Raw genomic sequence first — 21,665 nt, 5'->3', positions numbered from 1 at the left:
TTCGGCCTCCCCTGTTCCGCTGCTCCGTCTTCCGGCGCGCCGCGACGGCGCAGGGCGCGTGTACCCCGTCCCGGCGCGCTCATGCCGGTTTCCCCGGAATCGGGATATGCCGGAACGGGCCCCCGCGTGAAGCGGGGGCCCGGACGGGACCCGAGGGCCCTAGCTCCAACTGGCGTGCAACGGCTTGCCCTCGGCGTATCCGGCGGCGCTCTGGACGCCGACGACGGCCTTCTCGGCGAACTCCTCCAGGGAGCCGGCACCCGCGTAGGTGCAGGAGGAGCGTACGCCCGCGATGATCGAGTCGATCAGGTCCTCGACGCCGGGACGGGCCGGGTCCAGGAACATCCGCGAGGTGGAGATGCCCTCCTCGAACAGCGCCTTGCGCGCCCGGTCGTAGGCCGACTCCTCGCTCGTACGGTTGCGTACGGCGCGGGCGGAGGCCATGCCGAAGGACTCCTTGTAGAGCCGGCCGTCGGAGGACTGCTGGAGGTCGCCGGGCGACTCGTACGTACCGGCGAACCAGGAGCCGATCATGACGTTCGAAGCGCCGGCGGCGAGCGCCATGGCGACATCGCGCGGGTGCCGGACGCCGCCGTCGGCCCAGACGTGCTTGCCGTGCCTGCGGGCCTCGGCGGCGCACTCCAGGACGGCCGAGAACTGCGGCCGGCCCACCCCGGTCATCATGCGGGTGGTGCACATGGCGCCGGGGCCGACCCCGACCTTGATGATGTCGGCGCCCGCCTCGATCAGGTCCCGTACGCCCTGGGCGGAGACGATGTTGCCCGCGACGACCGGCACCTTCGGGTCGAGGGCGCGGACCGCCCTGACCGCGGCGATCATCGACTCCTGATGACCGTGGGCGGTGTCGACGACGAGTGTGTCGACGCCCGCGTCGAGCAGCTGCGCCGCCTTGCCCGCGACATCGCCGTTGACACCGACGGCCGCGGCGACGCGCAGCGTGCCCGAGGCGTCGGTGGCGGGCGTGTAGAGGGTCGCGCGCAGGGCGCCCTTACGGGTGAGGATGCCGACCAGCCGGCCGTCGGCGTCGACCGCGGGGGCGAGCTTGCGGTTGGCGTTGTCGAGGGTGTGGAACGCCTCGCCCGGGTCCATGTCGGCCGAGATCAGCACCAGGTCCTTCGACATGACCTCGGAGAGCTGGGTGAAGCGGTCCACCCCGGTGAGGTCGTGTTCGGTGACGATCCCGACGGGCCTGTTCCCGTCGTCGACCACGACGCCCGCGCCGTGTGCCCGCTTGGGCAGCAGGGACAGCGCGTCCCCCACGGTCTGCAGGGGCGCCAGCACGATCGGGGTGTCGAGCACGAGATGGCGGGTCTTGACCCAGGAGATGACGTCGGTGACGACCTCGATCGGGATGTCCTGCGGAATGACGACGAGACCGCCGCGCCGCGCGACGGTCTCGGCCATCCGGCGGCCGGCGATCGCGGTCATGTTCGCGACGACGAGAGGGATGGTGGTGCCGGTGCCGTCCTGGGCGGAGAGGTCCACCGCCTGGCGGGAGCCCACGGCCGACCGGCTCGGCACCATGAAGACGTCGTCGTACGTCAGGTCGTACGGCGGCTGCTGGTCATTGAGGAAACGCACGCGCAGAACATCCCAGTCGATCGGAGTTGCCCCGGTCGGTGGAGCCGGGGAAAACGCACGTACTCGATTGTCCCATGCGGGCCTCCGCACCCGCCCCGGGCCGAACCTCCAGCCCGCGGCGGGGGCACTCGTACGATCCGCCAGGACCGGACCGTCACGCGGCGTCGGGGTCCGCGCGCTCCAGTGCGGGCTTGGGCGCGGGGGTGAACTCCGTCAGCAGGAAATCGGCCGCCGCGGTGTCCGTGACCAGGCTGGTCACCAGCCCGGAGCGCAGCACGGCGCCGATCGCCTCGGCCTTGCGCAGCCCGCCCGCGATCGCCACGACCTCGGGTATACGGCGCAGCCGGTCGGCCTCGACCGTGATGCACCGCTCGCCCAGGTCGCGGCCGACGAGCCGCCCCTCGGCGTCGAAGAGGTGCGCGGACATCTCGGCGGCGACACCGAGCGTGGAGTAGTGCGTCCGCTCCTCGTCGGTGAGCATGTCGTGGACCGTGGAGATGCCCGGCTCCCAGGAGCCGATGGAGACCGCGGCGACGGTGACCTTGTCGAAGTACTCGAAGGCGCGCGCGATCCCGGTCTGGCCGCGCAGCGCGGCGGCCGTGGCCGGGTCGGGGAGCAGCATCGGCGCGTAGATGGGATGCGCCTCGCCGCCGGAGACCTGGGCGGCCCGCCGGACCGCCTCGACGGATCCGCGCTCCGCGGTGCCCGCGTCGTAGACGCCCGTGAGCTGGACGACCGTGCAGGGCGGCAGCCGGTCGAGCGCGGCGGCCATGTGGATGGTGGAGCGGCCCCAGGCGAGGCCGAGCACATCGCCCTCGACCACCAGTTCGCCGAGGAGTTCGGCGGCGACCTCCCCGAGGTTCTCCGGGTCGGGCGACTCGTCCTCGCCCTCGGCGGGCGATTCGACGACCACCGCGTGGCGCAGGCCGTAGCGGGCGCGCAGCGCGTCGGAGCGCTCGGCGTCGAGTTCGGCGGGGACCCGGATCTCGATCCGTACGAGATCACGCTCCAGGGCCGTCTCCAGGACCCGCGCCACCTTGAAGCGGCTGACGCCGAACTCCTCGGCGATCTGGATCTTGGACTTGCCCTCCAGGTAGAAACGGCGCGCCATGGCCGCCGCCTGTACCAGCTCCGCCGGTCCCATCCGCAGCCCCGGCCGACCTGCCGACATACCAGGCACCGCGATCTCCTCACTTCTGTTCACACTCTGGGCTCGCTGTTCATCCTGTCAGATCCAGCGGTCCTCGATCGGCCCGTGAAGGCCCTGTTCATGTTCCCGTGGCCCGGGGGCCGGTCGCCCGTCCGACGGGTCAGTGTCCGCAGGCCCAGGAGGCCGCGGCGGTCGCTTCGGCCGCCTGGTTGCGCAGCATCCGCACGGCCGCCGCCGGGTCGTCCGTCCCGTACACCGCGGACCCGGCGACGAACACATCGGCGCCCGCCTCCGCGCACCGCTCGATGGTGGTGGCGGAGACGCCGCCGTCGACCTGGAGCCACAGTTCGAGACCGTGCTTGGAGATCAGCTCCCGGGTCCGGCGGATCTTGGGCAGCATGATGTCCAGGAACGCCTGGCCGCCGAAGCCCGGCTCCACCGTCATGATCAGCAGCATGTCCAGCTCGGGCAGCAGATCCTCGTACGGTTCGATGGGCGTCGCGGGCTTCAGCGCCATCGACGCCTTCGCGCCCTTGGCCCTGATCTCGCGGGCCAGCCGTACGGGGGCCGCCGCCGCCTCCACGTGGAAGGTGACGGACCCGGCGCCCGCCTCGACGTACTGCGGGGCCCAGCGGTCCGGGTCCTCGATCATCAGATGGCAGTCCAGCGGTGTGTCCGTGGCCCGGCCGAGCGCTTCGACCACGGGCACACCGAGGGTCAGGTTGGGCACGAAGTGGTTGTCCATCACATCGACATGGAGCCAGTCGGCGCCTTCGACGGCCTTCGCCTCCTCGGCGAGGCGGGCGAAGTCGGCGGACAGGATGCTGGGGTTGATCTGGGCCATGTGCCAAGCCTGCCATGCTCCGGACGTGTTCCCGACCGCGCGGTGGGCCCCGGCCGGGGCCCATACCTCGCACTCCGCTCAATCCGCGCGTCTCAGCGCTCAGGCCGTACGCCGCAGCAGCGCGAGATACATGGCGTCCGTGCCGTGCAGATGCGGCCAGAGCTGGACGTCCGGTCCGTCGCCCAGCGCCGGTACGCCGGGCATCAGCGGCCTCGCGTCGATCCATTCGGCCTCGACGGCCGGACCGCCGCGTCCCTTGAGGACGTCCTCGACGACGGCCCTGGTCTCGGCGAGATGCGGGGAGCAGGTCGCGTAGCCGACGACGCCGCCGACCCGTACCGCGCCCAGCGCCTCGCGCAGCAGGCCGCGCTGGAGCGGCGCGAAGCCCTCCAGGTCGGCGGGCCGGCGCCGCCAGCGCGACTCCGGGCGGCGCCGCAGCGCCCCGAGGCCGGAGCAGGGGACGTCGGCCAGGACCCGGTCGAAGGAGCCGGGGGCCCAGGGCGGCCGGGTGCCGTCGGCGGTGATCACCTGGTACGGGCCGGGGTTCCCGGCGAGCGCGCGCTCCACGAGCCGGGCCCGGTGGTGCTGCTTCTCGGCGGCGAGGAGGAAGGCGTCGCGCCCGGCGGCGAGCGCGGCCAGCAGCGCCGCCTTGCCGCCCGGCCCCGCGCAGGCGTCGAGCCAGCGCGCGTCGGCACCGTCCAGCGGGGCGTTGGCGAGCGCGACGGCGACGAGCTGGCTGCCCTCGTCCTGCACACCGGCCCGGCCGTCCCGTACGGCGTCGAGCGCGCCCGGCTCGCCGCCCTCCGCGAGCCGTACGGCATACGGCGACCAGCGTCCCGGCAGCCCGGAGTCCTCGCCGACCGCTGCCAGCAGCTCGTCGGGGGTGGAGCGGCCCGGCCGGGCGACGAGGGTGACCTCGGGCCGCTCGTTGTCCGCTTCGAGCAGGTCCTCGATCCCGGCCCGGCCGCCGCCCAGCGCGTCCCAGAGCGCGGAGACCACCCAGCGGGGGTGCGAGTGGACGACCGCGAGGTGGTCCTCCGCGTCCTCGTCGTAGGGCGGGGCGACCCGCTCCACCCAGGTGTCCAGATCGTCCCGCGCGATCTTGCGCAGCACGGCGTTGACGAACTTGGCCCGGCCGTCGCCGAGCACCACCCGGGCCAGCTCCACACTGGCCGAGACGGCGGCGTGCGTCGGAATCCGCGTCCCGAGCAACTGGTGGGCGCCGAGAGCCAGTACGTCGAGCACCGGCGGGTCGACCTCACGCAGCGGCCGGTCGACGCACGCCGAGATGATCGCGTCGTACGTCCCCTGCCGGCGGAGCGTCCCGTACACCAGCTCGGTGGCGAGGGCGGCGTCGCGCGCTTCGAAGCCGGTGTTCTCACGGGCCTTCTTGAGCAGCGGCGGCAGCACGAGATTGGCGTACGCGTCCCGCTCGTCGACGGCCCTGAGCACCTCGAACGCGAGGAGCCGCACGGGGTCCTTCTTGGGGCGGCGGTACGGCTTGGCGGGACGGCGGGGGGCCTGCTGGTTCAAAGGTGCTCCGCGGTGAGATGAAGACCGACCGGCACGAGTCGGTCCCTCTCAGCCTACGTCCGCCCGGCCGAGCCGCTCGCCCGGGGCGATCCGCACCCCGCGCGCCCAGTCGGCGGCGCGCATCGGCTTCTTCCCCTGCGGCTGGACCCAGAGCAGTTCGGTGGCGTGCGAACCGGTGCCGACGTGCACGCTGTTCTTGCCGACGGCCAGCTCCCCCGGCTCCAGCTCCGTACGGTCGGGCACCGGCGTCAGCTGGACCAGCTTCAGCCGCTCACCGCGGAAGACGGTCCAGGCACCGGGCGCGGGGGTGCAGGCGCGGACCACCCGGTCGACGCGCAGCGCGGGCGCCGCCCAGTCCACCTCGGCGTCCTCCACCTTGATCTTGGGAGCGAGCGAGACGCCGTCGGTGGGCTGCGGCACGGGCTTGAGGGTGCCGTCCTCGATGCCGTCCATGGTGGCGGCGAGCAGCCCGGAACCGGCGAAGGCCAGCCGGGTCAGCAGATCGCCGCTGGTGTCGGTCGCCCGGACCCGCTCGGTGATCACACCGTAGACCGGCCCGGAGTCCAGCCCCTCCTCGATCTGGAAGGTGGCCGCGCCGGTCATCTCGTCGCCCGCCATCACGGCGTGCTGCACGGGCGCGGCGCCGCGCCAGGCGGGCAGCAGCGAGAAGTGCAGATTGACCCAGCCGTGCACCGGTACGTCGAGGGCGCTCTTGGGCAGCAGGGCGCCGTAGGCCACCACCGGGCAGCAGTCGGGGCCGATCTCCCGCAGCCGGGCCAGAAACGCCTCGTCGCGCGGCTTCGCCGGCCTGAGCACCTCGATCCCGGCCTCCTCCGCCCGCTGCGCGACGGGACTGGCGACGAGCCTGCGACCACGTCCGGACGGCGCGTCGGGCCGGGTGACGACGGCGACGACGTCATGCCGCTCGGAGGCGATGAGTGCGTCCAGGGCGGGTACGGCGACCTCGGGGGTGCCGGCGAAGACGAGCTTCATCGGTGGCTGACTGCCTCTCGTACGTACTTCGGGCTGACGCGAGCGGTCAAGGAACGGCCCATCAGTCTAGTGCGTGTCGCGGAAGGCCCGCCTGGCGCGCCCGCCCGCGCGGGAATCGCGCCGAGCGGGGGGCGTACGACGGCCTGCGCGCCCGGCGCACATGCGCATACGCCCCCGCAGCGTGACCAGATCGCCGGGTGGCGCGTTGTCAAGAGAGATTGACCGAGCGGGCCGCACCGGTGCGGCCCTCCGTAATTCAACGCCGGTTCGAGAGGCTTGTTCATGGCCGACCACGCAACCCACGACGCACAAGCCCGGGCAAGTCTGCACCTGTTGGTGCGGGACATCGAGCGGGTCAGGCGGCAGGTGGACGCACTGCGCACGCTCACAGCCCAGTTGGGCAATGTCTACCGTCCACGCCGGTCGGGCCCCTCCACGGGCTTCGTCGTCTATGGCAGGGCACCCGCTCCGACCGTACGGCTCGCCCAGGAGCTGCGGGACAGCGTCGAAACACTGGTGACCGCGGCGGTGGACTTCGACCGCTCGCTGGGCTTCTCGTGGGACGCGGTGGGTTCGGCGCTGGGAGTCACCAAGCAGGCGGTGCACCGACGTTACGGGACGCGACGGGCCACGCAGCAGCCCGTGGCGGCCGACGCTGACCGCCCCCAGGACCCCACGGCGCCCCGCCCGCCGCTCACGGTGGGGCCGGGCGCCACCCCGTCGGTCCCGGCCGCCCGCTCCATGCCGCCACAGCCGACGGTGACGGCGCACACGCTCAGGGACGACCCGCGCCCGTCGGCCTTCCCTGGCCCCCGAGGAGGCTGACGCCACAAGTCCCCCGCCCAGGCGGGCGGGGGACCAACCCACCCACCACAGACGACCGGGCGCGGGGAGGGGGCCCACCGGCGGGAGGGGGCCGGGGCCGCAGGAGGCGGGTGTCCGGACAATAAAGCGTGAGGTGCGGCGCGAAACGCAGCCGAGGGGTCACGACAACCCGCACGCGCCATACATCATGCCGTCCGGACACCCGCCTCCGGAGGCCCCGGCCCCCGCACCACACACCGCACCACCAAGCACCGCATCCGCATCCGCACCCGCACCCGCACCCGCACCCGCCGTCACCAGACGGCCACGCCCCCGTACCACCTCACCCGATATCCGGCGGATCGATCCGAATCCGCACCGGCACAGCGCCCCCCGCGCCCGCGCCCGCCGCACCGCGCGCCGCCCGCGCGGACTTCAGCGCCGCCGCCAGCGCCGCCCCGCTCCCCGGCGGCACCCGCACCAGCGCCCGCTCCCAGCGCTCCCCCACGGGCGGATCACCGGGCCGCCGAGCCCGCGCCCCGCCGCCCGCACCGGCGCCACCCACACCGCCGACGCCCCGCCCCGGCTGCTCCACCGCCAGCGGCACCGGCCCCAGCACTTCCGCGTCGCCGGGGAGTTCGGCCCCGGCGAGAAAGAGGCCGACGGTGTCGAGGGGCCCCGCTACCGAGGCCATCCGGGAGACCGGCGGGAATCCGAGTTCGGCGCGCTCCGACAGCTCGCGCCGCGCGTGGCCCACCGGATCCCAGCGCACCAGGGCCTGCACGGGACGCAGCGTCGGTTCCGCGACCACGACCACCGTGCCGCCCTCGCTCTGCCCGCGGACCAGCGACGCGGCGTGGATCCACCGGCGCAGGGCCTCCTCCCCGGCCCGCAGGTCGGGCCGCCCGAGCATCGCCCAGCCGTCGAGGAGCAGCGCCGCCGCGTAGCCGCCCTCGGCGACGGGTTCGGCTCCCGGAGTGCTGACCACGAGCGCGGGGCGGGCCGGTACGGAGTCGAGCACGTGGTCGCGTCCGGAGGTGCGGACGGGTACGGCGGGGAAGGCGCGGCCCAGCTCCTCCGCCGTGCGCCGGGCGCCCACGATCCGCGCGCGCAGCCGGTCGCTCCCGCACTCGGCGCAGTGCCAGCCGGGCTGGTCACGGCCGCACCAGCCGCAGCGCAGCTCGCTTTCGCGCGGGGCTTCCAGCGGGCCGGCGCAGTGCCGGCAGCGGGCGGGGGTGCGGCAGCGTTCGCAGGAGAGCCGGGGGACGTAGCCGCGCCGGGGGACCTGGACGAGTACCGGCCCGGACCGCAGCCCCTCCCTGACGGCCTGCCAGGCGATGCTGGGCAGCCGCGCGGCGCGCGCGGCCTCGTCCCGCGCCAGGTCGCCGTCGCCGATCGTGCGGACGAGCGGGGCGGCCGTACGCACCTGGTCGCGGGCGGCCACCAGCGGCAGGGCCCAGCCGGTGGCGACGAGCTGGGCGGCCTCGACGGTGCATCCCGTTCCGCCGACGAGGAAGGCGCATTTGTCGTGGGCCGCGCGCAGTTCCAGCACTTCGCGGGCGTGCGGCTGGGGTGCGTGCGGTTCGCTGTGGCTGCTGTCGCCGTCGTCCCAGACGGCGACGAGTCCCAGGTCCCGTACCGGCGCGAACATGGCGGCGCGGGTGCCGACGACGGCCCGTACGGAGCCGCGCCGGACCGCGAGCCACTCCCGGTAGCGTTTCTCCGGCCCGGCCTCCGCGGTGAGGTGCGCGTGCCGCCCTTCGCCGAGCTGCGCGGTGAGCGCCGCGTCGACCCGGGCGGCGGCCCGTCCGTCCGGTACGACGACGAGCGCGCCCCGCCCGGACGCCAGCGTCGCCGCGACGGCGCGGGCCAGTTCACCCGCCCAGTGGGGTCCGGGCAGCGCGGTCCACACGGCGCGGGGGGCACCGCCACCGGCGAGGGCGCCGAGGAACGCGGGGCCGTTGACGTACCGCTCCCAGGTGCCCGCTTCCGGGGCGACGGGCGGCGGGAGCGGCTCCGGGGAGGGCTTGGCCTCGGCCCGCGCGTTGCGCGGTGGGACGGCGAGCTGGAGGACGTCCGCGAGGCTTCCGGCGTACCGGTCGGCGACGGCCCGTGCGAGGCCGAGCAGCCCGGCGCCGAGTACGGGCTCGGGCGAGACGACTCCGGCGAGCGCGGCGAGCGGTCCCGTGTAGTCCGACTCGGCCCGCCGCTCGACCACGAACCCGTCGATCAGCCGCCCGCCTTCGCGCCGCCCGCCGCGCACCCGGTGGGCCCCGGCGCCGAACCGCACCCGCACCCGCACGCCCGGCTGCGCCGCTTCGTCCAGTTCCTCCGGCACGGCGTAGTCGAAGAACTGGTCGAGGTGGAGCACCCCTTTGTTCACCACCACCCGCGCGACGGGCAGCTCCCTCGCCAGCGCGGCCCCCCGCCACGTCCTCGGCTTGGCCCGCGGCACCTTCGCCTCGCGCACGCTCTCCCGAATCAGCGCAAGCTGCTCCGGCCCACCCCCGGCGGGCTCCCCGGACTGCTTGTCGTCGCTGCTCACAGCTTCATACCTACCAGATGCCACGGACAGCGGCGGGCGGCGAAGGGGCCACTACGTCACGTGACCACCTCGACACACCCCCCTGGTTCCGGTTCGCTCCGGAAGAGAGGAAACGGGAAACACCCCCATCGACCTTGTTCCGCCCCGACCGGCTGCCGCACGCTGATGCATGTCACCGACGCCGGCCCGACGGCGGAGTGACGGAGGCTGAAGTGTCGGACGGTCCGAACGGCTTCGGGCAGGAACTGCGACGTCGGCGACTGGCGGCGATGCTCTCGCTGCAACAGCTGAGCAAGCTCGTGCACTACAGCAAGGGCCACCTCAGCAAGGTGGAGAGGGGACTCAAACCCCCCACCCCCGAACTGGCCCGGCTGTGCGACGCCCGGCTGTCGGCCGGAGGAGCGCTCTCCGGTCTCGTATCCCGGCAGGTGGCGCGCTCTCCCCTGCCCGAATCCGGTCATGAAGGCGATCAAAGCCATGAAGGTGAGGTGTGGTTGATGCACTTGGGCAAGGACGGATCGAGTTCGTTCCAGTGGGTGCGACGCCGGAGCGTGATAGTCGCGGGCGCCGCTACGGTCATGTCGATGCGGGGCGACGCCATGGGCACGTACGACCCGGCGGACACCGGGGCCCAGACCGTCGTGGACGCGTCCCGTTTGCTGTTCGACCAGTTCCGGCGGATCGGGCAGTCTTCCGGTCCCGCCGCGGTACTTCCCACGTTGGTCGCCCAGACCCACGCTCTCGAACAGCTGTCGGTCCGCAGCGGGACCCGCAGCCGAACGGCACTGCTGCTGCTCGCCTCCCGGTACGCGGAGTACGCGGGCTGGATGGCGCAGGAATCGGGGGACGATCACTCGGCCCTGTGGTGGACCGATCGCGCGGTGCTGCTCGCCCGAGCGGGCGACGATCAGGGGCTCGCCACATACGCCTTGGTACGTCGCGCCCTGATCTGCCTGTACCGGGGGGACACGCGGCAGGCCGTCGAACTGTCGGAGCGGGCCCTGGGCAGTGACGCGTCCCCGCGGGTCAGAGGACTCGCGGCGCAGCACCTGGCCCAGAGCCTCGCGGCCGAGGGCCGGTACGACGCCTGTATGCGCAGCCTGGACACGGCACGCGAACTGCTTACCGAGGATGCTGCCGATCCGGCGGCGCCGGTCCTGGGCGCGTCCCATGTACCCGATGTGGTGTCCATGTTCACGGGCTGGTGCCTGTACGACCTGGGCCGACCGCGAGAAGCCGCTGACGTACTGGACCGCGAACACGTGCGGGTCCCCGACCACGCGTTGCGCACCCGTGCCCGCTACGGGATCAGGCGCGCCCTCGCCCATGCCGCCGCCGGGGATATCGATCACGCGTGCCGCCTCGCACACGAGGCCCTTCCCGGGGTTCGGCAGACGCACTCCGCGACGATCCTCACCGATCTGAAGCGGCTCGGCCACACCCTGCGTCGGTATCCGACCCATCCCGCCGTGCGGGAGATCAGCCCTGATCTCTCCTCGGCCCTGGCCCGCACGGACAGCTGATCCCCTCCCGGCAAGACAGACCGGTCGGAAGAGACCGGCCAGAAAGTGAGGACAGGACCATGCACGAGATCTTCATCAACTACCGCACAGAGGGCGGCAAGGACGCCGCGTTCAACTGCCACGAAAAGCTGTCGTCCCGGTTCGGCGAGGAAAGTGTCTTCCTTGCCGGGAAGTCCATCGAGTTGGGCTCGAACTTCACCGACGTGCTGATCGAAGCCGTACGCCGCAGCCGTGTCCTGCTGGCGCTGATCGACGAGAACTGGCTCGATGCGCCCGACCGCAGCCACCCGGGCAGGAGGGCGCTCACCAACCGGCGGGACTGGGTGCGACGCGAGATCGAGGAAGCCCTCAGGTCCGGCATCCTGGTGGTTCCGCTCATGACCGGACGCCGTACGGAACAGTTGGACGCCCATCGGCTCCCCGCGTCGTTGGCCGAGATGGCGGAGTGCCAGTACGAACGGCTCTCGCTCCGCTCCCAGGACGCCGATATGGCCCGGTTGGGCGACCGGCTCGTCCGTCAGGTGCCCGCATTGGCAGCTCTCGACCGTCGGTCCCCGGCGCCGTCGGCCGCCCGCGCGGAATCCGGTGTCCGCAACCAGGGCCAGAGCGGCGGAATTGGCCAGGTGACGGGGGCTGTGGGCACATATGTGCATGAGTCGCACGCGCCTTTGCACACCGGGACCGGCGATCAGGTCCGGGGAGCGAAGATCATGGGAGACGGTGACCAGGTCAGCGGGGCGAAGATCGTCGGCGATGGCACGAACCACGTGGCCGGGGACAACCACGGTGGCTTCCGGCAGCAGTTCGGCTCGCGCGGGCCCGGACGGGACGGCCGACAGTGATCGGGGATTTGCGCTCGTACATCAACGAGGCGCGGAGCGCGGTGCACAGCGGTGACGGAACCCAGATGAACTTCTATCTGGAGGCCTCCTATCTGGAGGCAGCGTCCTTACTGCGGGAACAGGCGCCCGAACGCACGCGCGCGTTCGCGGAGGACGACCGTGACCGGCTCGCCCAGCGCTTCGTTCCACCTGTCCACTTCCAGCACGCCCGTCGCCAGTTGCACACCCACCACACCACTCTCGTGTCAGGCCCGCCCGGCAGTGGCCGGCGCACCGCCGCGCTGATGCTCCTGCACGAACTGCCCGATGCCGGCGGAAGCTTCCACGAACTGCCCGACACCCCGGACGACGCATCTTCTTCGTCCCTCCTCGACCATGGAGTCATCAGCAGCGGGGACCGGCTCCTCCTCGATCTCTCCCGGGACGACGAGCCGCGCCGCTATCTGGAAGTCCAGGACAGGCTCTCCGACTTCAGAAGCAGGCTCATCGAACGCGCGGCGCATCTCGCCGTCATTCTGCCGCATCGCTTCGGTCATCTGCGGCGCAGTGACCTGCTCCCGCTCACCACGGACATCGGGCGCCCCGAGGCTCGCAGGGTGCTCGCCGTTCAACTCCGGTACGACGGCATCGTCCCGCCGCAGAGCGCCCTGAGCACTCCCTCGCTCACGACTTACCTGGCCAGGGCTCCCTTGCGGGACGTGGCCGAGCTGGCCGACCGGATCCGGCGGGCACGGGACGCCCCGGGGGGCAACGCGGAAGGGGGGTTCCCGCGCTGGGTGGAACAAGCCCTCACCGCGCTGACCGACCAGTCCGCCCGGGTCGCGGCGGACCTGTCGGACCGCCATACGGGCCGGAACCGGGCGCTGCTGCTCGCCCTGGCCATGTTCCACGACACCACGCCCGCCACGGTCTTCAGCGCCACCGTCGCGCTGCTCAAGGCTCTGGATCATCCGCCGGACGACCGTCCCCGGCTGGAACACTCCGACCTCAACGCCGAGTTCGGGTCCATTGAGGCTCAGACCCAAGCCTCCGGTCGGGTCCGGTTCACCAGGGAGGGCTACGACCGCGCGGTACGGAACCATTTCTGGACGTATCTGCCGGACGTACGGTCCCAGCTCCGCGACTGGGTCGGTGAGTGTGTGGCTGAGCACGCTCTCGCACCAGAGGAACAGCGCCAGGTGATTCCCCGGCTCGCCGAGCAGGTGCTGCGTACGGGACGGCCCGACGACCTGGTCGAGCTGACCACCCAGTGGACGAAGCAGGCCGCTTCCCAGCGTCTGATGCCGGCCGCTTCCCAGGCGCTGGCACTCGGCCTCACCGACGATCAGTACGGCCGGTCCTTCCGCCAGCTGATCTACACCTGGTCCAAGAACGCCGAGCTGAGTCCGAAGCTCAAACAGGTCCTTGTACTGGTCTGTTCGGAGGTGATGGCCCGGACCCACCCAGATCAGGCGATGGTCCGGCTGCACCATCTGGTGCGACGAGCGGAGAGGCCGGTGGAAGAGAACGCTCAGCGTGCCCTGCTTCACCTGGCACACTCCGACAACCGGCTGTACCGCCTTTTGCTGGCACGGATCGACACCGAGTTGCCCGATAACCCGTGGAGGGCTGAAGCCAACGTCTTTCTCGCGGTGGCCGATCCGACCCGGCTGATCGGTCAGGCCTCCGTACGGGCGGTGCTCAGCTCCGGCTGGGCCGGGGTCCTGCGGCGTCGGTCAGTCGAAGACTGGCGGCCGACCGCCGCCCGATGGCTGACCGCGTGTGGCGACCTCCGATACCAGGACATTGTCCTCGATGTGCTCGTCGATGCGTGCAGGGGCGAGAGTTCCGCGCTCGGGAGCCTCTATCAGGTGGCCTGCGACTGGGCTCGCGAGCCTTCCGACGGATCCGTCAACCGTACCGGCACCGCCGCTTCACTGCTCCGGAAGATCGACAGAGCCCAGGGACTCGAACCCTGTGACTTCGGCGCCTGACCCAAAACGGGGGTACACATGAGTTCGGGCCGTAAGACCATGACGGTCTTCGTCACCATCATCCTGGGGCTGATTCTCGTCATCGTCGGCCTCCTGTCCCGCTGGCCCCCGTGGGCCTGGCCTGCGGCGGCCGTCCTGCTCACGGTGGTCGCCACCGTGACCCACAAGATCCTCACCCACGAGTCCGACGGGTTTCCCCGCGAATTCACCCTCGATCCCGATATGCCCGTACCACCGATCCAGCGTCAGGAGCAGCGCGTCACCGACGTGGCCCTGCCGAGCGCTACACCTGACTACGACTTCGCGTTCTGTGCGACTGTGCGCTGGATCCTGCTGGAGGCCGACCACGACGCTCCGCTCATCAACCCCGGCGGACTCGCGGTGGACGCCGTGCTGCGACGGGCCCGTACGGTGGCGGCGAATCAGCAGCCGACCCGCAGCGGGCTGGTGCAGCATCAGCTCGAAGCCGCGCTGGGGACCATGCAGTCCGATCCCTCCGGGCGGGTCCTCGCGATGGCGCAGGATGTCTCGCTCACCCTCCCCGACCCCGACCGGGCACGGCTCTCAAGGCTCTCGGACGTCCGCAAGGACGAGGATATCTGGGAGCACGAACGTAATTACGAACGCAACAAGCGTGCCTACCTGGGTGAGGACGTGCTCAGGGACACCGGCAGCGCTGTGGTGTGGTGGCTGGCCAAGAACGACAACCAGGTGGAAGGAGCGGTGGACCGGATCGGGCTGCTGGCAAGCCTCTCCGCCGCCGCTCGCAATGACACCGTCGATCCGACGTTCCAGCACCTCGTGCCGTCAGCACTGCCTCGGTGGAGCGAAAGGGAATACGGACCGGAGGAGGACCCGTGGTACGCGGACGAGGCAGGCCTCCCGTCAGAGCCCGGATTCCCCGGCCCCGAACCGGAGCCATCGCTCGACACCCTGCTGGACTGGTTCGGCTTCGGCCCTGACGACGCCGATCTGACCCTCTTCGGGACCCGGCTCGTCAGGATCGCGAAGCTCCACGGAAAAACCGAAGCGGCGGAGCGGATCAGATCGCGGCTCGGCTCCCCGGAGCCGGAGCCGGAACCGGATCCGAAGCCGAACGAAGATCCCGACGGGCCCCCGGACGGCGAGGACCCGTCGTGTGAAGGGTGAAGCGGCCACGTCCCTCCCGCCGGTACAACGCCATGGGGCCCCGGACACCGTGTCGGTGTCCGGGGCCCCATGGGGACGGCGGTGGGTCAGACTCCGGCGGCCTGGCGCAGGGCGTCCACGCGGTCGCGGCGTTCCCAGGTGAATTCGGGGAGTTCGCGGCCGAAGTGGCCGTACGCGGCGGTACGGGCGTAGATCGGGCGGAGCAGTTCGAGGTCGCGGATGATCGCGGCCGGGCGGAGGTCGAAGACCTCGGAGATGGCCTGTTCGATCCTCTCCGTGTCGACCGTGGCGGTGCCGAAGGTCTCGACGAAGAGGCCGACCGGCTCGGCCTTGCCGATCGCGTACGCGACCTGGACCTCGCAGCGCGCGGCGAGGCCGGCGGCCACCACGTTCTTGGCGACCCAGCGCATGGCGTAAGCGGCGGAGCGGTCGACCTTGGACGGGTCCTTGCCGGAGAAAGCGCCGCCGCCGTGGCGGGCCATGCCGCCGTAGGTGTCGATGATGATCTTGCGACCGGTGAGGCCGGCGTCGCCCATGGGGCCGCCGATCTCGAAGCGGCCGGTCGGGTTGACCAGCAGGCGGTAGCCCTCGGTGTCCAGCTTGATGCCGTCGTCGACGAGGGCCTTGAGGACGTGCTCGACGACGAACTCGCGCACGTCGGGGGCGAGCAGCGAGTCCAGGTCGATGTCCGACGCGTGCTGGGAGGAGACGACGACCGTGTCGAGGCGCACCGGCTTGTCGCCGTCGTACTCGATGGTGACCTGGGTCTTGCCGTCGGGGCGCAGGTACGGGATGGTCCCGTTCTTGCGGACCTCGGAGAGGCGGCTGGAGAGCCGGTGCGCGAGGTGGATCGGGAGCGGCATCAGCTCGGGCGTCTCGTCGCAGGCGTAGCCGAACATCAGCCCCTGGTCGCCGGCGCCCTGCTTGTCCAGCTCGTCCTCGTCACCCTCGACGCGCTTCTCGTACGCCGTGTCGACGCCCTGGGCGATGTCGGGCGACTGCGCTCCGATGGAGACCGAGACGCCGCAGGAGGCGCCGTCGAATCCCTTTTTGGAGGAGTCGTAGCCGATCTCCAGGATTTTGTTCCGCACGAGCTGTGCGATGGGCGCGTAGGCCTTGGTGGTCACCTCTCCGGCGACGTGCACCAGACCGGTGGTGATCAAGGTCTCCACGGCGACCCTGGAGGAGGGGTCCTCTTCGAGGAGGGCGTCGAGAATGGTGTCGCTGATCTGGTCAGCGATCTTGTCGGGGTGACCTTCGGTCACGGACTCCGAGGTGAACAGACGGCGGGACACATCGCTCCCTGTGGTTGCAGCGGCTGCTGGCTGATCATTGGCGGACCGGCGGGGGGCTGCGGCTCCGCGACGTTCCACGACCACTTTATCGGTCGATTCGGGCCACGGGGGCACGTGTCTCGTTCTGTGGGAGTCGTACCGTCCGTGGCTCTGGAATTATGGGCCCTGGAGAACGCCCCGGCCAGAGGCCGTTCCGGCGTTTCCGATGGCCCTCGGGTGTGATCACGGAGCCCGCCCCCGGAGCGCGGGCGGGGGCCGCGCACGCCGTCCGCGTGACGCGCCGTTCCCGCGCGCCACTGGTACGCGCCCGCGTCATCAGGACCCGACGCCCGCCCCCGCGCGGTACCGCGGCGACCAGCAGCCCGTCGAGCGTCAGCAGCCCGCCCGCGCGGCGTGCCGGGCGCCCGCCCCGCGGCCGTTCAGCCGTCGCTTCCCGCGCCGCCGGGCAGCCGGCGGGCCACCAGGTCCCACACCACGTCCGCCAGCGTCTCCTTCGGCCCGTACGGCACCGGTGTCTCGTCCCCGTCCGCCGCCAGCACGACCGCCTCGTTCTCCTCGGACCCGAAGGTCTTCCGTTCCCCGACCTCGTTGACCACCAGCAGGTCACAGCCCTTGCGCCGCAGCTTGTGCCGGCCGTTGGCCAGCACGTCGTCCGTCTCGGCGGCGAAGCCGACCACCACCTGGCCGTGGCGGGCGCGCTCGGCGGAGACCTCGGCGAGGATGTCCGGGTTGCGGACCAGGGCGACCGGCGCGGGCTCCTCGCCGTCCTTCTTCTTGATCTTGCCCGAGGCGTACGTGAGTGGCCGGAAATCGGCCACGGCCGCCGCCATGACCACCGCGTCGGCCTCGGCGGCGGCCTTCAGCACGGCCTCCCGCAGCTGTACGGCGGTCCCCACATGGACCACGTCGACGCCTGCCGGGTCGGTCATCCCCGTATTGGCCTCGACCAGGGTGACCCGCGCGCCCCGGGCCGCGGCGGTACGCGCCAGGGCGTACCCCTGCTTGCCCGAGGACCGGTTGCCGAGGTAGCGCACGGGGTCGAGCGGTTCGCGCGTGCCGCCCGCGCTGATCACCACGTGGCGGCCGGCCAGATCGGGCTCCGGCACGCCCCGCGCCAGTACCCGGCGGCAGAGTTCGAAGATCTCCCCCGGGTCCGGCAGCCGGCCCTTGCCGGTGTCCACACCGGTCAGCCTGCCGACGGCGGGCTCGATGACGACGGCGCCGCGGCGGCGCAGCGTGGCCACGTTCTCCCGGGTGGCGGGGTGCTCCCACATCTCGGTGTGCATGGCCGGTGCGAAGACGACCGGACATCGCGCGGTCAGGAGCGTGTTGGTCAGCAGATCGTCGGCGAGGCCGTGCGCGGCCTTCGCGAGCAGGTCGGCGGTGGCCGGGGCGACCACGACCAGATCGGCGGACTGCCCGATCCGTACGTGCGGCACCTCGTGGACATCGGACCAGACCTCGGTGGAGACGGGGTGGCCCGAGAGCGCCGACCAGGTCGCGGCGCCGACGAAGTGGAGGGCGGAGGCGGTCGGGACGACCCGTACGTCGTGGCCCGATTCGGTCAGCCGCCGCAGCAGCTCGCACGCCTTGTACGCGGCGATCCCGCCCGCGACCCCCAGTACGACCCTCGGCCTGTCCACCGTGTCTCTCCCCTCCGCCGACCCCACACGAACCGGCACACGAATCCGGTCGGCCCACACGAACCGGCCGCCCCGCGAGGACATGCCGGCTCCCATGACATCTGCCGCCTGACACCCATGACACACCACAGGCCCGGCAGTCGCTCTACCGGGCCTGTGGTGACAAAGTCTGTTCCGTTGGGACGCCTACTGGGCCGGGCCCTCGATGGCCTCGGAGGTCAGCAGACCCGCGTTGATCTCGCGCAGGGCGATCGAGAGCGGCTTCTCGTGGACGTGGGTGTCCACCAGCGGACCGACGTACTCCAGCAGGCCCTCACCGAGCTGCGAGTAGTACGCGTTGATCTGACGGGCGCGCTTGGCCGCGTAGATCACGAGGCTGTACTTCGAGTCCGTGGCCTCGAGCAGCTCGTCGATCGGCGGGTTGATGATGCCCTCGGGCGTGGTGATGGAAGAGGACACTCTCTTGCCTTCCGAAGAAAATTCAGGGAAAAACAGGTGGTCGCGCATTCACGCGTACTGCGGATCACACGCCGCGGGCCGGGCGATTCTCGCCGCTGCGGAATCCGGACAGCACACAAAAGATCATGCAGCTGCCATCAAGGCTAGCAGCTCGCGCGCCACATCCTCGACGGAGGTGTTGACCAGCGTCGTATCGAACTCCGACTCGGCGGCCAGCTCCACCTTGGCGGCCTCCAGCCGGCGCTCGATCACCTCGGCCGATTCGGTGCCGCGTCCGGTAAGCCGGCGCACCAGCTCGTCCCAGCTCGGGGGAGCCAGGAAGACCAGCCGGGATTCGGCCATCGACTCCTTGACCTGCCGGGCCCCCTGGAGATCGATCTCCAGGAGTACGGGCTCACCCGCCGCCAGCCGGTCGAGGACCGCCTGGCGCGGGGTGCCGTAGCGATTGCCCGCGAACTCCGCCCATTCCAGCAGTTCGCCATTGGCGACCAGCTTGTCGAATTCTTCGTCGGAGACGAAGAAATACTGGACGCCGTGGCGCTCGCCGGGGCGCGGCTTTCTCGTGGTGGCCGACACCGAGAGCCATACCTCGGGGTGGACCTTGCGCATATGGGCGACGACCGTGCTCTTGCCGACCCCGGAGGGGCCGGAGAGCACGGTCAGCCGCGGTCGTACCTCTGCTGCCATGCAGCGATTATCCAGCTTCCGGGGGGTGCCCCGGAACGTCAGGCGACCTTGCCGCCGAACTCGCGCTCCAGGGAGGCGATCTGGTTGGAGCCGAGACCGCGGACGCGGCGGCTTTCGGAGATGCCGAGTCGCTCCATGATCTGCTTTGCACGGACCTTGCCCACTCCGGGCAGGGATTCGAGCAGGGCGGAGACCTTCATCTTCCCGATGACATCGTTCTCCTGGCCCTGCTTGATCACGTCATGAAGCGACGCACCGGAGTGCTTGAGTCGATTCTTGACCTCGGCCCGCTCCCGGCGAGCCGCGGCGGCCTTTTCGAGCGCGGCTGCGCGCTGTTCAGGGGTAAGGGGCGGAAGAGCCACGCCTACGTCACCTCGGATGTCGAACTGTCGGATACGGACCGGTGAGGAACCTAATCGCCCCACACCAGGCGAGCAACGGGCAACGCACTGCACGTTGGCTCCTGACGGAGACTAGCGGCCAAGGCCGCCGGAGTCAGCGAGAACAGACGAAAAGTCCTGGTCAGCATCGATCGCAGATGACTTTTGCGGCATTTTGCCCAACTTTTTGGACATGATCCCAGACATCCGTCCTCGCATCCGACAGCTCGTCTGCCCCGTCGGAGCGCTCCTACGCCCCCGTCCGGTCACCCGTACGACCCCCGCCGGAGCGCTCACGCGCCACCGACCGCCGCCCTCACCTCGTCCGCCAGGCGCTCAGCGGCCCCCCGCAGGGCTCCGGCGTCGGGACCGTGACGCAGGACACCCCGGCTGACGCTCGGCACCACCTGGCCGACCGCGGCGCCGAACACGCGGGGCAGATCGGCCGGGGTCGCGCCCTGCGCGCCGATGCCGGGCGCGAGCAGCGGCCCGTTGACGGCGAGATCCACCCCGGCGTCGCCGAGTGTCGCGCCGACGACCGCGCCGACCGACCCCAGCGGGGCGGCGCCCGCGTTCTCCGCCGCGATGTGGCCGAGCATCACCCCGGCGAGGGACCGGCCGTCGGCTGCGGTGGCCCGCTGCACCTCGGCGCCCTCCGGGTTGGACGTCAGGGCGAGGACGAAGACACCGCAGCCGGCCGTCCGCGCCGCGTCCAGCGCCGGACGCAGCGAGCCGAAGCCGAGGTACGGGGAGAGCGTCACCGCGTCCGAGAAGAGCGGCGACGCGGGGTCGAGGTAGGTCGCCGCGTAGGCGCCCATGGTGGAGCCGATGTCGCCGCGCTTGGCGTCCATCAGCACCAGCGCCCCGGCCGACCGCGCCTCCGCGACCGCCTTCTCCAGGACGGCGGTGCCGCGCGACCCGAAGCGTTCGAAGAAGGCGGACTGCGGCTTGAGCACGGCCACCTGCCCCGCCAGCGCGTCCACCACCGTGCGGGTGAAGCGCTCCAGGCCCGCGATGTCGTCGTTCAGGCCCCAGTCCGTGAGCAGCGAGCCGTGCGGGTCGATGCCGACGCAGAGCGGGCCGCGGGTGTCCATCGCGTGGCGCAGCCGGGTGCCGAAGGGAGCCAGGGCGGTCATGCGGTCACCTTCCGGGTGTCGGCGCCGACGGCCTCGGCGAGGGTGGCGTACGGGGAGACGGCGAGGCGTGCCGCCAGCCCCTTGTGGATCGCGCGGCTCCAGAACGGGCCCCGGTAGATGAAGGCGCTGTAGCCCTGCACCAGCGTGGCACCCGCCAGCACGCGCTGCCAGGCGTCCTCGGCGTCCTCGATGCCGCCCACGCCGACCAGGGTGACGCGGTCGCCCACGCGCGCGTAGAGCCGCCTGAGCACCTCCAGGGAGCGCGCCTTCAGCGGCGCGCCCGAGAGCCCGCCCGTCTCGGCGGTGAGCGCCGGGTCCGAGGCCAGGCCGAGGGTGTCGCGGGCGATGGTGGTGTTGGTGGCGATGATGCCGTCCAGGCCCAGTTCCACGGCGAGGTCGGCGACCGCGTCGATGTCCTCGTCCGCCAGGTCGGGCGCGATCTTGACCAGGAGGGGGACGCGCCGGCCGGTGACGGTGCGGTCGGCGGCCTCCCGTACGGCGGTCAGCAGCGGGCGCAGCTGGTCGACGGCCTGGAGGCTGCGCAGTCCCGGCGTGTTGGGCGAGCTGACGTTGACCACGAGGTAGTCGGCGTGGCGGGCCAGCCGCTCGGTCGACCGTACGTAGTCGGCGGTGGCCTCGCTCTCCGGGGCGAGCTTGGTCTTGCCGATGTTGACGCCGACGGTGGTGCGGAAGACGGCTCTGCGGGCCGCCAGCCGGGCCGCCACGGCTGCGGAGCCCTCGTTGTTGAAGCCCATCCGGTTGATCAGCGCGCGGTCGGGCAGCAGCCGGAAGAGGCGCGCGGGCGGGTTGCCGGGCTGCGGTTCGCCGGTGACCGTGCCGATCTCGACGTGGTCGAAGCCGAGCATCGCCATGCCGTCCACGGCGACGGCGTTCTTGTCGAAGCCGGCGGCGAGCCCGAACGGGCCGTGCATCCGCAGCCCGAACGCCTCGGTGCGCAGTTCCGCGTAGCGGGGGGCGAGGGCGGCGGCGACGAAGGTGCGCAGGACGGGGACGCGGGCGGCGAGCCGGATCCAGCGGACGGCCAGGTGGTGGGCGCGCTCGGGGTCCATCCGGCGGAAGACCAGCTGGAAGAAGATCTCGTACATG

The 21,665-nt window shown here is 71.7% G+C and carries 18 protein-coding genes; 5 read left to right on the top strand and 13 right to left on the bottom strand.

Annotated features, from left to right (window positions below; all coding sequences use genetic code 11):
* Positions 1–159: 159 nt before the first annotated feature.
* The 5 genes from ACFY6S_RS30785 to fmt form a co-directional block, all read right to left on the bottom strand.
* On the bottom strand, positions 160–1,602 hold the full coding sequence (locus ACFY6S_RS30785; RefSeq protein WP_388825935.1) for a GuaB1 family IMP dehydrogenase-related protein: 1,443 nt from the start codon (positions 1,600–1,602) through the stop codon (positions 160–162).
* 154 nt (positions 1,603–1,756) lie between these two features.
* Positions 1,757–2,806, bottom strand: a complete 1,050-nt coding sequence (locus tag ACFY6S_RS30780; RefSeq protein ID WP_329070348.1) for a sugar-binding domain-containing protein — start codon at positions 2,804–2,806, stop codon at positions 1,757–1,759.
* Between the two features lie 106 nt (positions 2,807–2,912).
* Positions 2,913–3,596 (bottom strand): ribulose-phosphate 3-epimerase, encoded by a 684-nt coding sequence (gene rpe, locus ACFY6S_RS30775; RefSeq protein ID WP_388825938.1) that lies wholly within the window; start codon positions 3,594–3,596, stop codon positions 2,913–2,915.
* 99 nt (positions 3,597–3,695) lie between these two features.
* The gene (locus ACFY6S_RS30770; RefSeq protein WP_388825941.1) at positions 3,696–5,129 is read right to left on the bottom strand and encodes an RsmB/NOP family class I SAM-dependent RNA methyltransferase; all 1,434 of its coding nucleotides are present in this window, start codon (positions 5,127–5,129) and stop codon (positions 3,696–3,698) included.
* 48 nt (positions 5,130–5,177) lie between these two features.
* Entirely contained in the window at positions 5,178–6,122 is a 945-nt protein-coding gene (fmt, locus tag ACFY6S_RS30765) for a methionyl-tRNA formyltransferase (protein ID WP_388825944.1), read from the bottom strand.
* 282 nt (positions 6,123–6,404) lie between these two features.
* On the opposite strand from fmt, the gene ACFY6S_RS30760 reads away from it, so the two are divergent.
* Positions 6,405–6,947, top strand: coding sequence for a hypothetical protein (locus ACFY6S_RS30760; RefSeq protein WP_388825947.1), 543 nt, complete (start codon positions 6,405–6,407; stop codon positions 6,945–6,947).
* Between the two features lie 322 nt (positions 6,948–7,269).
* Here ACFY6S_RS30760 and ACFY6S_RS30755 read toward each other — a convergent pair whose 3' ends face one another.
* Positions 7,270–9,471 carry a primosomal protein N' gene (locus tag ACFY6S_RS30755; RefSeq protein ID WP_388825950.1) on the bottom strand — a complete coding sequence of 734 codons (2,202 nt, stop codon included), beginning with the start codon at positions 9,469–9,471 and terminating at the stop codon, positions 7,270–7,272.
* 212 nt (positions 9,472–9,683) lie between these two features.
* On the opposite strand from ACFY6S_RS30755, the gene ACFY6S_RS30750 reads away from it, so the two are divergent.
* The 4 genes from ACFY6S_RS30750 to ACFY6S_RS30735 are packed head-to-tail and all read left to right on the top strand — an operon-like array spanning position 9,684 to position 14,958.
* Complete coding sequence (locus ACFY6S_RS30750; RefSeq protein WP_388825953.1) at positions 9,684–10,994, top strand: helix-turn-helix domain-containing protein; 1,311 nt, start codon at positions 9,684–9,686, stop codon at positions 10,992–10,994.
* A 59-nt stretch (positions 10,995–11,053) separates the two neighbouring features.
* Positions 11,054–11,836: a toll/interleukin-1 receptor domain-containing protein gene (locus ACFY6S_RS30745; protein ID WP_388825956.1), complete on the top strand. Its 783-nt coding sequence runs from the start codon at positions 11,054–11,056 to the stop codon at positions 11,834–11,836.
* On the top strand, positions 11,833–13,809 hold the full coding sequence (locus tag ACFY6S_RS30740; protein WP_388825959.1) for an ABC transporter substrate-binding protein: 1,977 nt from the start codon (positions 11,833–11,835) through the stop codon (positions 13,807–13,809). The genes ACFY6S_RS30745 and ACFY6S_RS30740 overlap by 4 nt, the downstream gene beginning before the upstream one ends.
* A gap of 18 nt (positions 13,810–13,827) precedes the next feature.
* Positions 13,828–14,958, top strand: a complete 1,131-nt coding sequence (locus ACFY6S_RS30735; protein ID WP_388825962.1) for a hypothetical protein — start codon at positions 13,828–13,830, stop codon at positions 14,956–14,958.
* An 86-nt stretch (positions 14,959–15,044) separates the two neighbouring features.
* Here the strand turns inward: ACFY6S_RS30735 and metK are convergent, their stop codons facing one another.
* From metK to ACFY6S_RS30700, 7 genes are all read right to left on the bottom strand, one after another.
* A complete protein-coding gene (gene metK, locus ACFY6S_RS30730) occupies positions 15,045–16,253 on the bottom strand; it encodes a methionine adenosyltransferase (RefSeq protein WP_388825965.1) in 1,209 nt (402 codons plus the stop codon).
* 419 nt (positions 16,254–16,672) lie between these two features.
* A complete protein-coding gene (coaBC, locus tag ACFY6S_RS30725) occupies positions 16,673–17,896 on the bottom strand; it encodes a bifunctional phosphopantothenoylcysteine decarboxylase/phosphopantothenate--cysteine ligase CoaBC (protein WP_388825968.1) in 1,224 nt (407 codons plus the stop codon).
* 186 nt (positions 17,897–18,082) lie between these two features.
* Positions 18,083–18,355: a DNA-directed RNA polymerase subunit omega gene (gene rpoZ / locus ACFY6S_RS30720; protein ID WP_003970369.1), complete on the bottom strand. Its 273-nt coding sequence runs from the start codon at positions 18,353–18,355 to the stop codon at positions 18,083–18,085.
* A gap of 123 nt (positions 18,356–18,478) precedes the next feature.
* Positions 18,479–19,042, bottom strand: coding sequence for a guanylate kinase (gene gmk / locus ACFY6S_RS30715; RefSeq protein WP_388825971.1), 564 nt, complete (start codon positions 19,040–19,042; stop codon positions 18,479–18,481).
* A gap of 38 nt (positions 19,043–19,080) precedes the next feature.
* Positions 19,081–19,404 carry an integration host factor gene (locus tag ACFY6S_RS30710; RefSeq protein WP_388825974.1) on the bottom strand — a complete coding sequence of 108 codons (324 nt, stop codon included), beginning with the start codon at positions 19,402–19,404 and terminating at the stop codon, positions 19,081–19,083.
* Between the two features lie 311 nt (positions 19,405–19,715).
* The gene (gene pyrF / locus ACFY6S_RS30705; protein ID WP_388825977.1) at positions 19,716–20,558 is read right to left on the bottom strand and encodes an orotidine-5'-phosphate decarboxylase; all 843 of its coding nucleotides are present in this window, start codon (positions 20,556–20,558) and stop codon (positions 19,716–19,718) included.
* Positions 20,555–21,664, bottom strand: a complete 1,110-nt coding sequence (locus ACFY6S_RS30700) for a quinone-dependent dihydroorotate dehydrogenase (RefSeq protein WP_388825980.1) — start codon at positions 21,662–21,664, stop codon at positions 20,555–20,557. The genes pyrF and ACFY6S_RS30700 overlap by 4 nt, the downstream gene beginning before the upstream one ends.
* Position 21,665 lies beyond the last annotated feature (1 nt).

This window comes from Streptomyces sp. NPDC012835, assembly GCF_042900885.1.
GTDB lineage: Bacteria > Actinomycetota > Actinomycetes > Streptomycetales > Streptomycetaceae > Streptomyces.
Note: the sequence above shows the minus strand (reverse complement) of the source record. Positions and strands in the feature narration are given on the sequence as shown.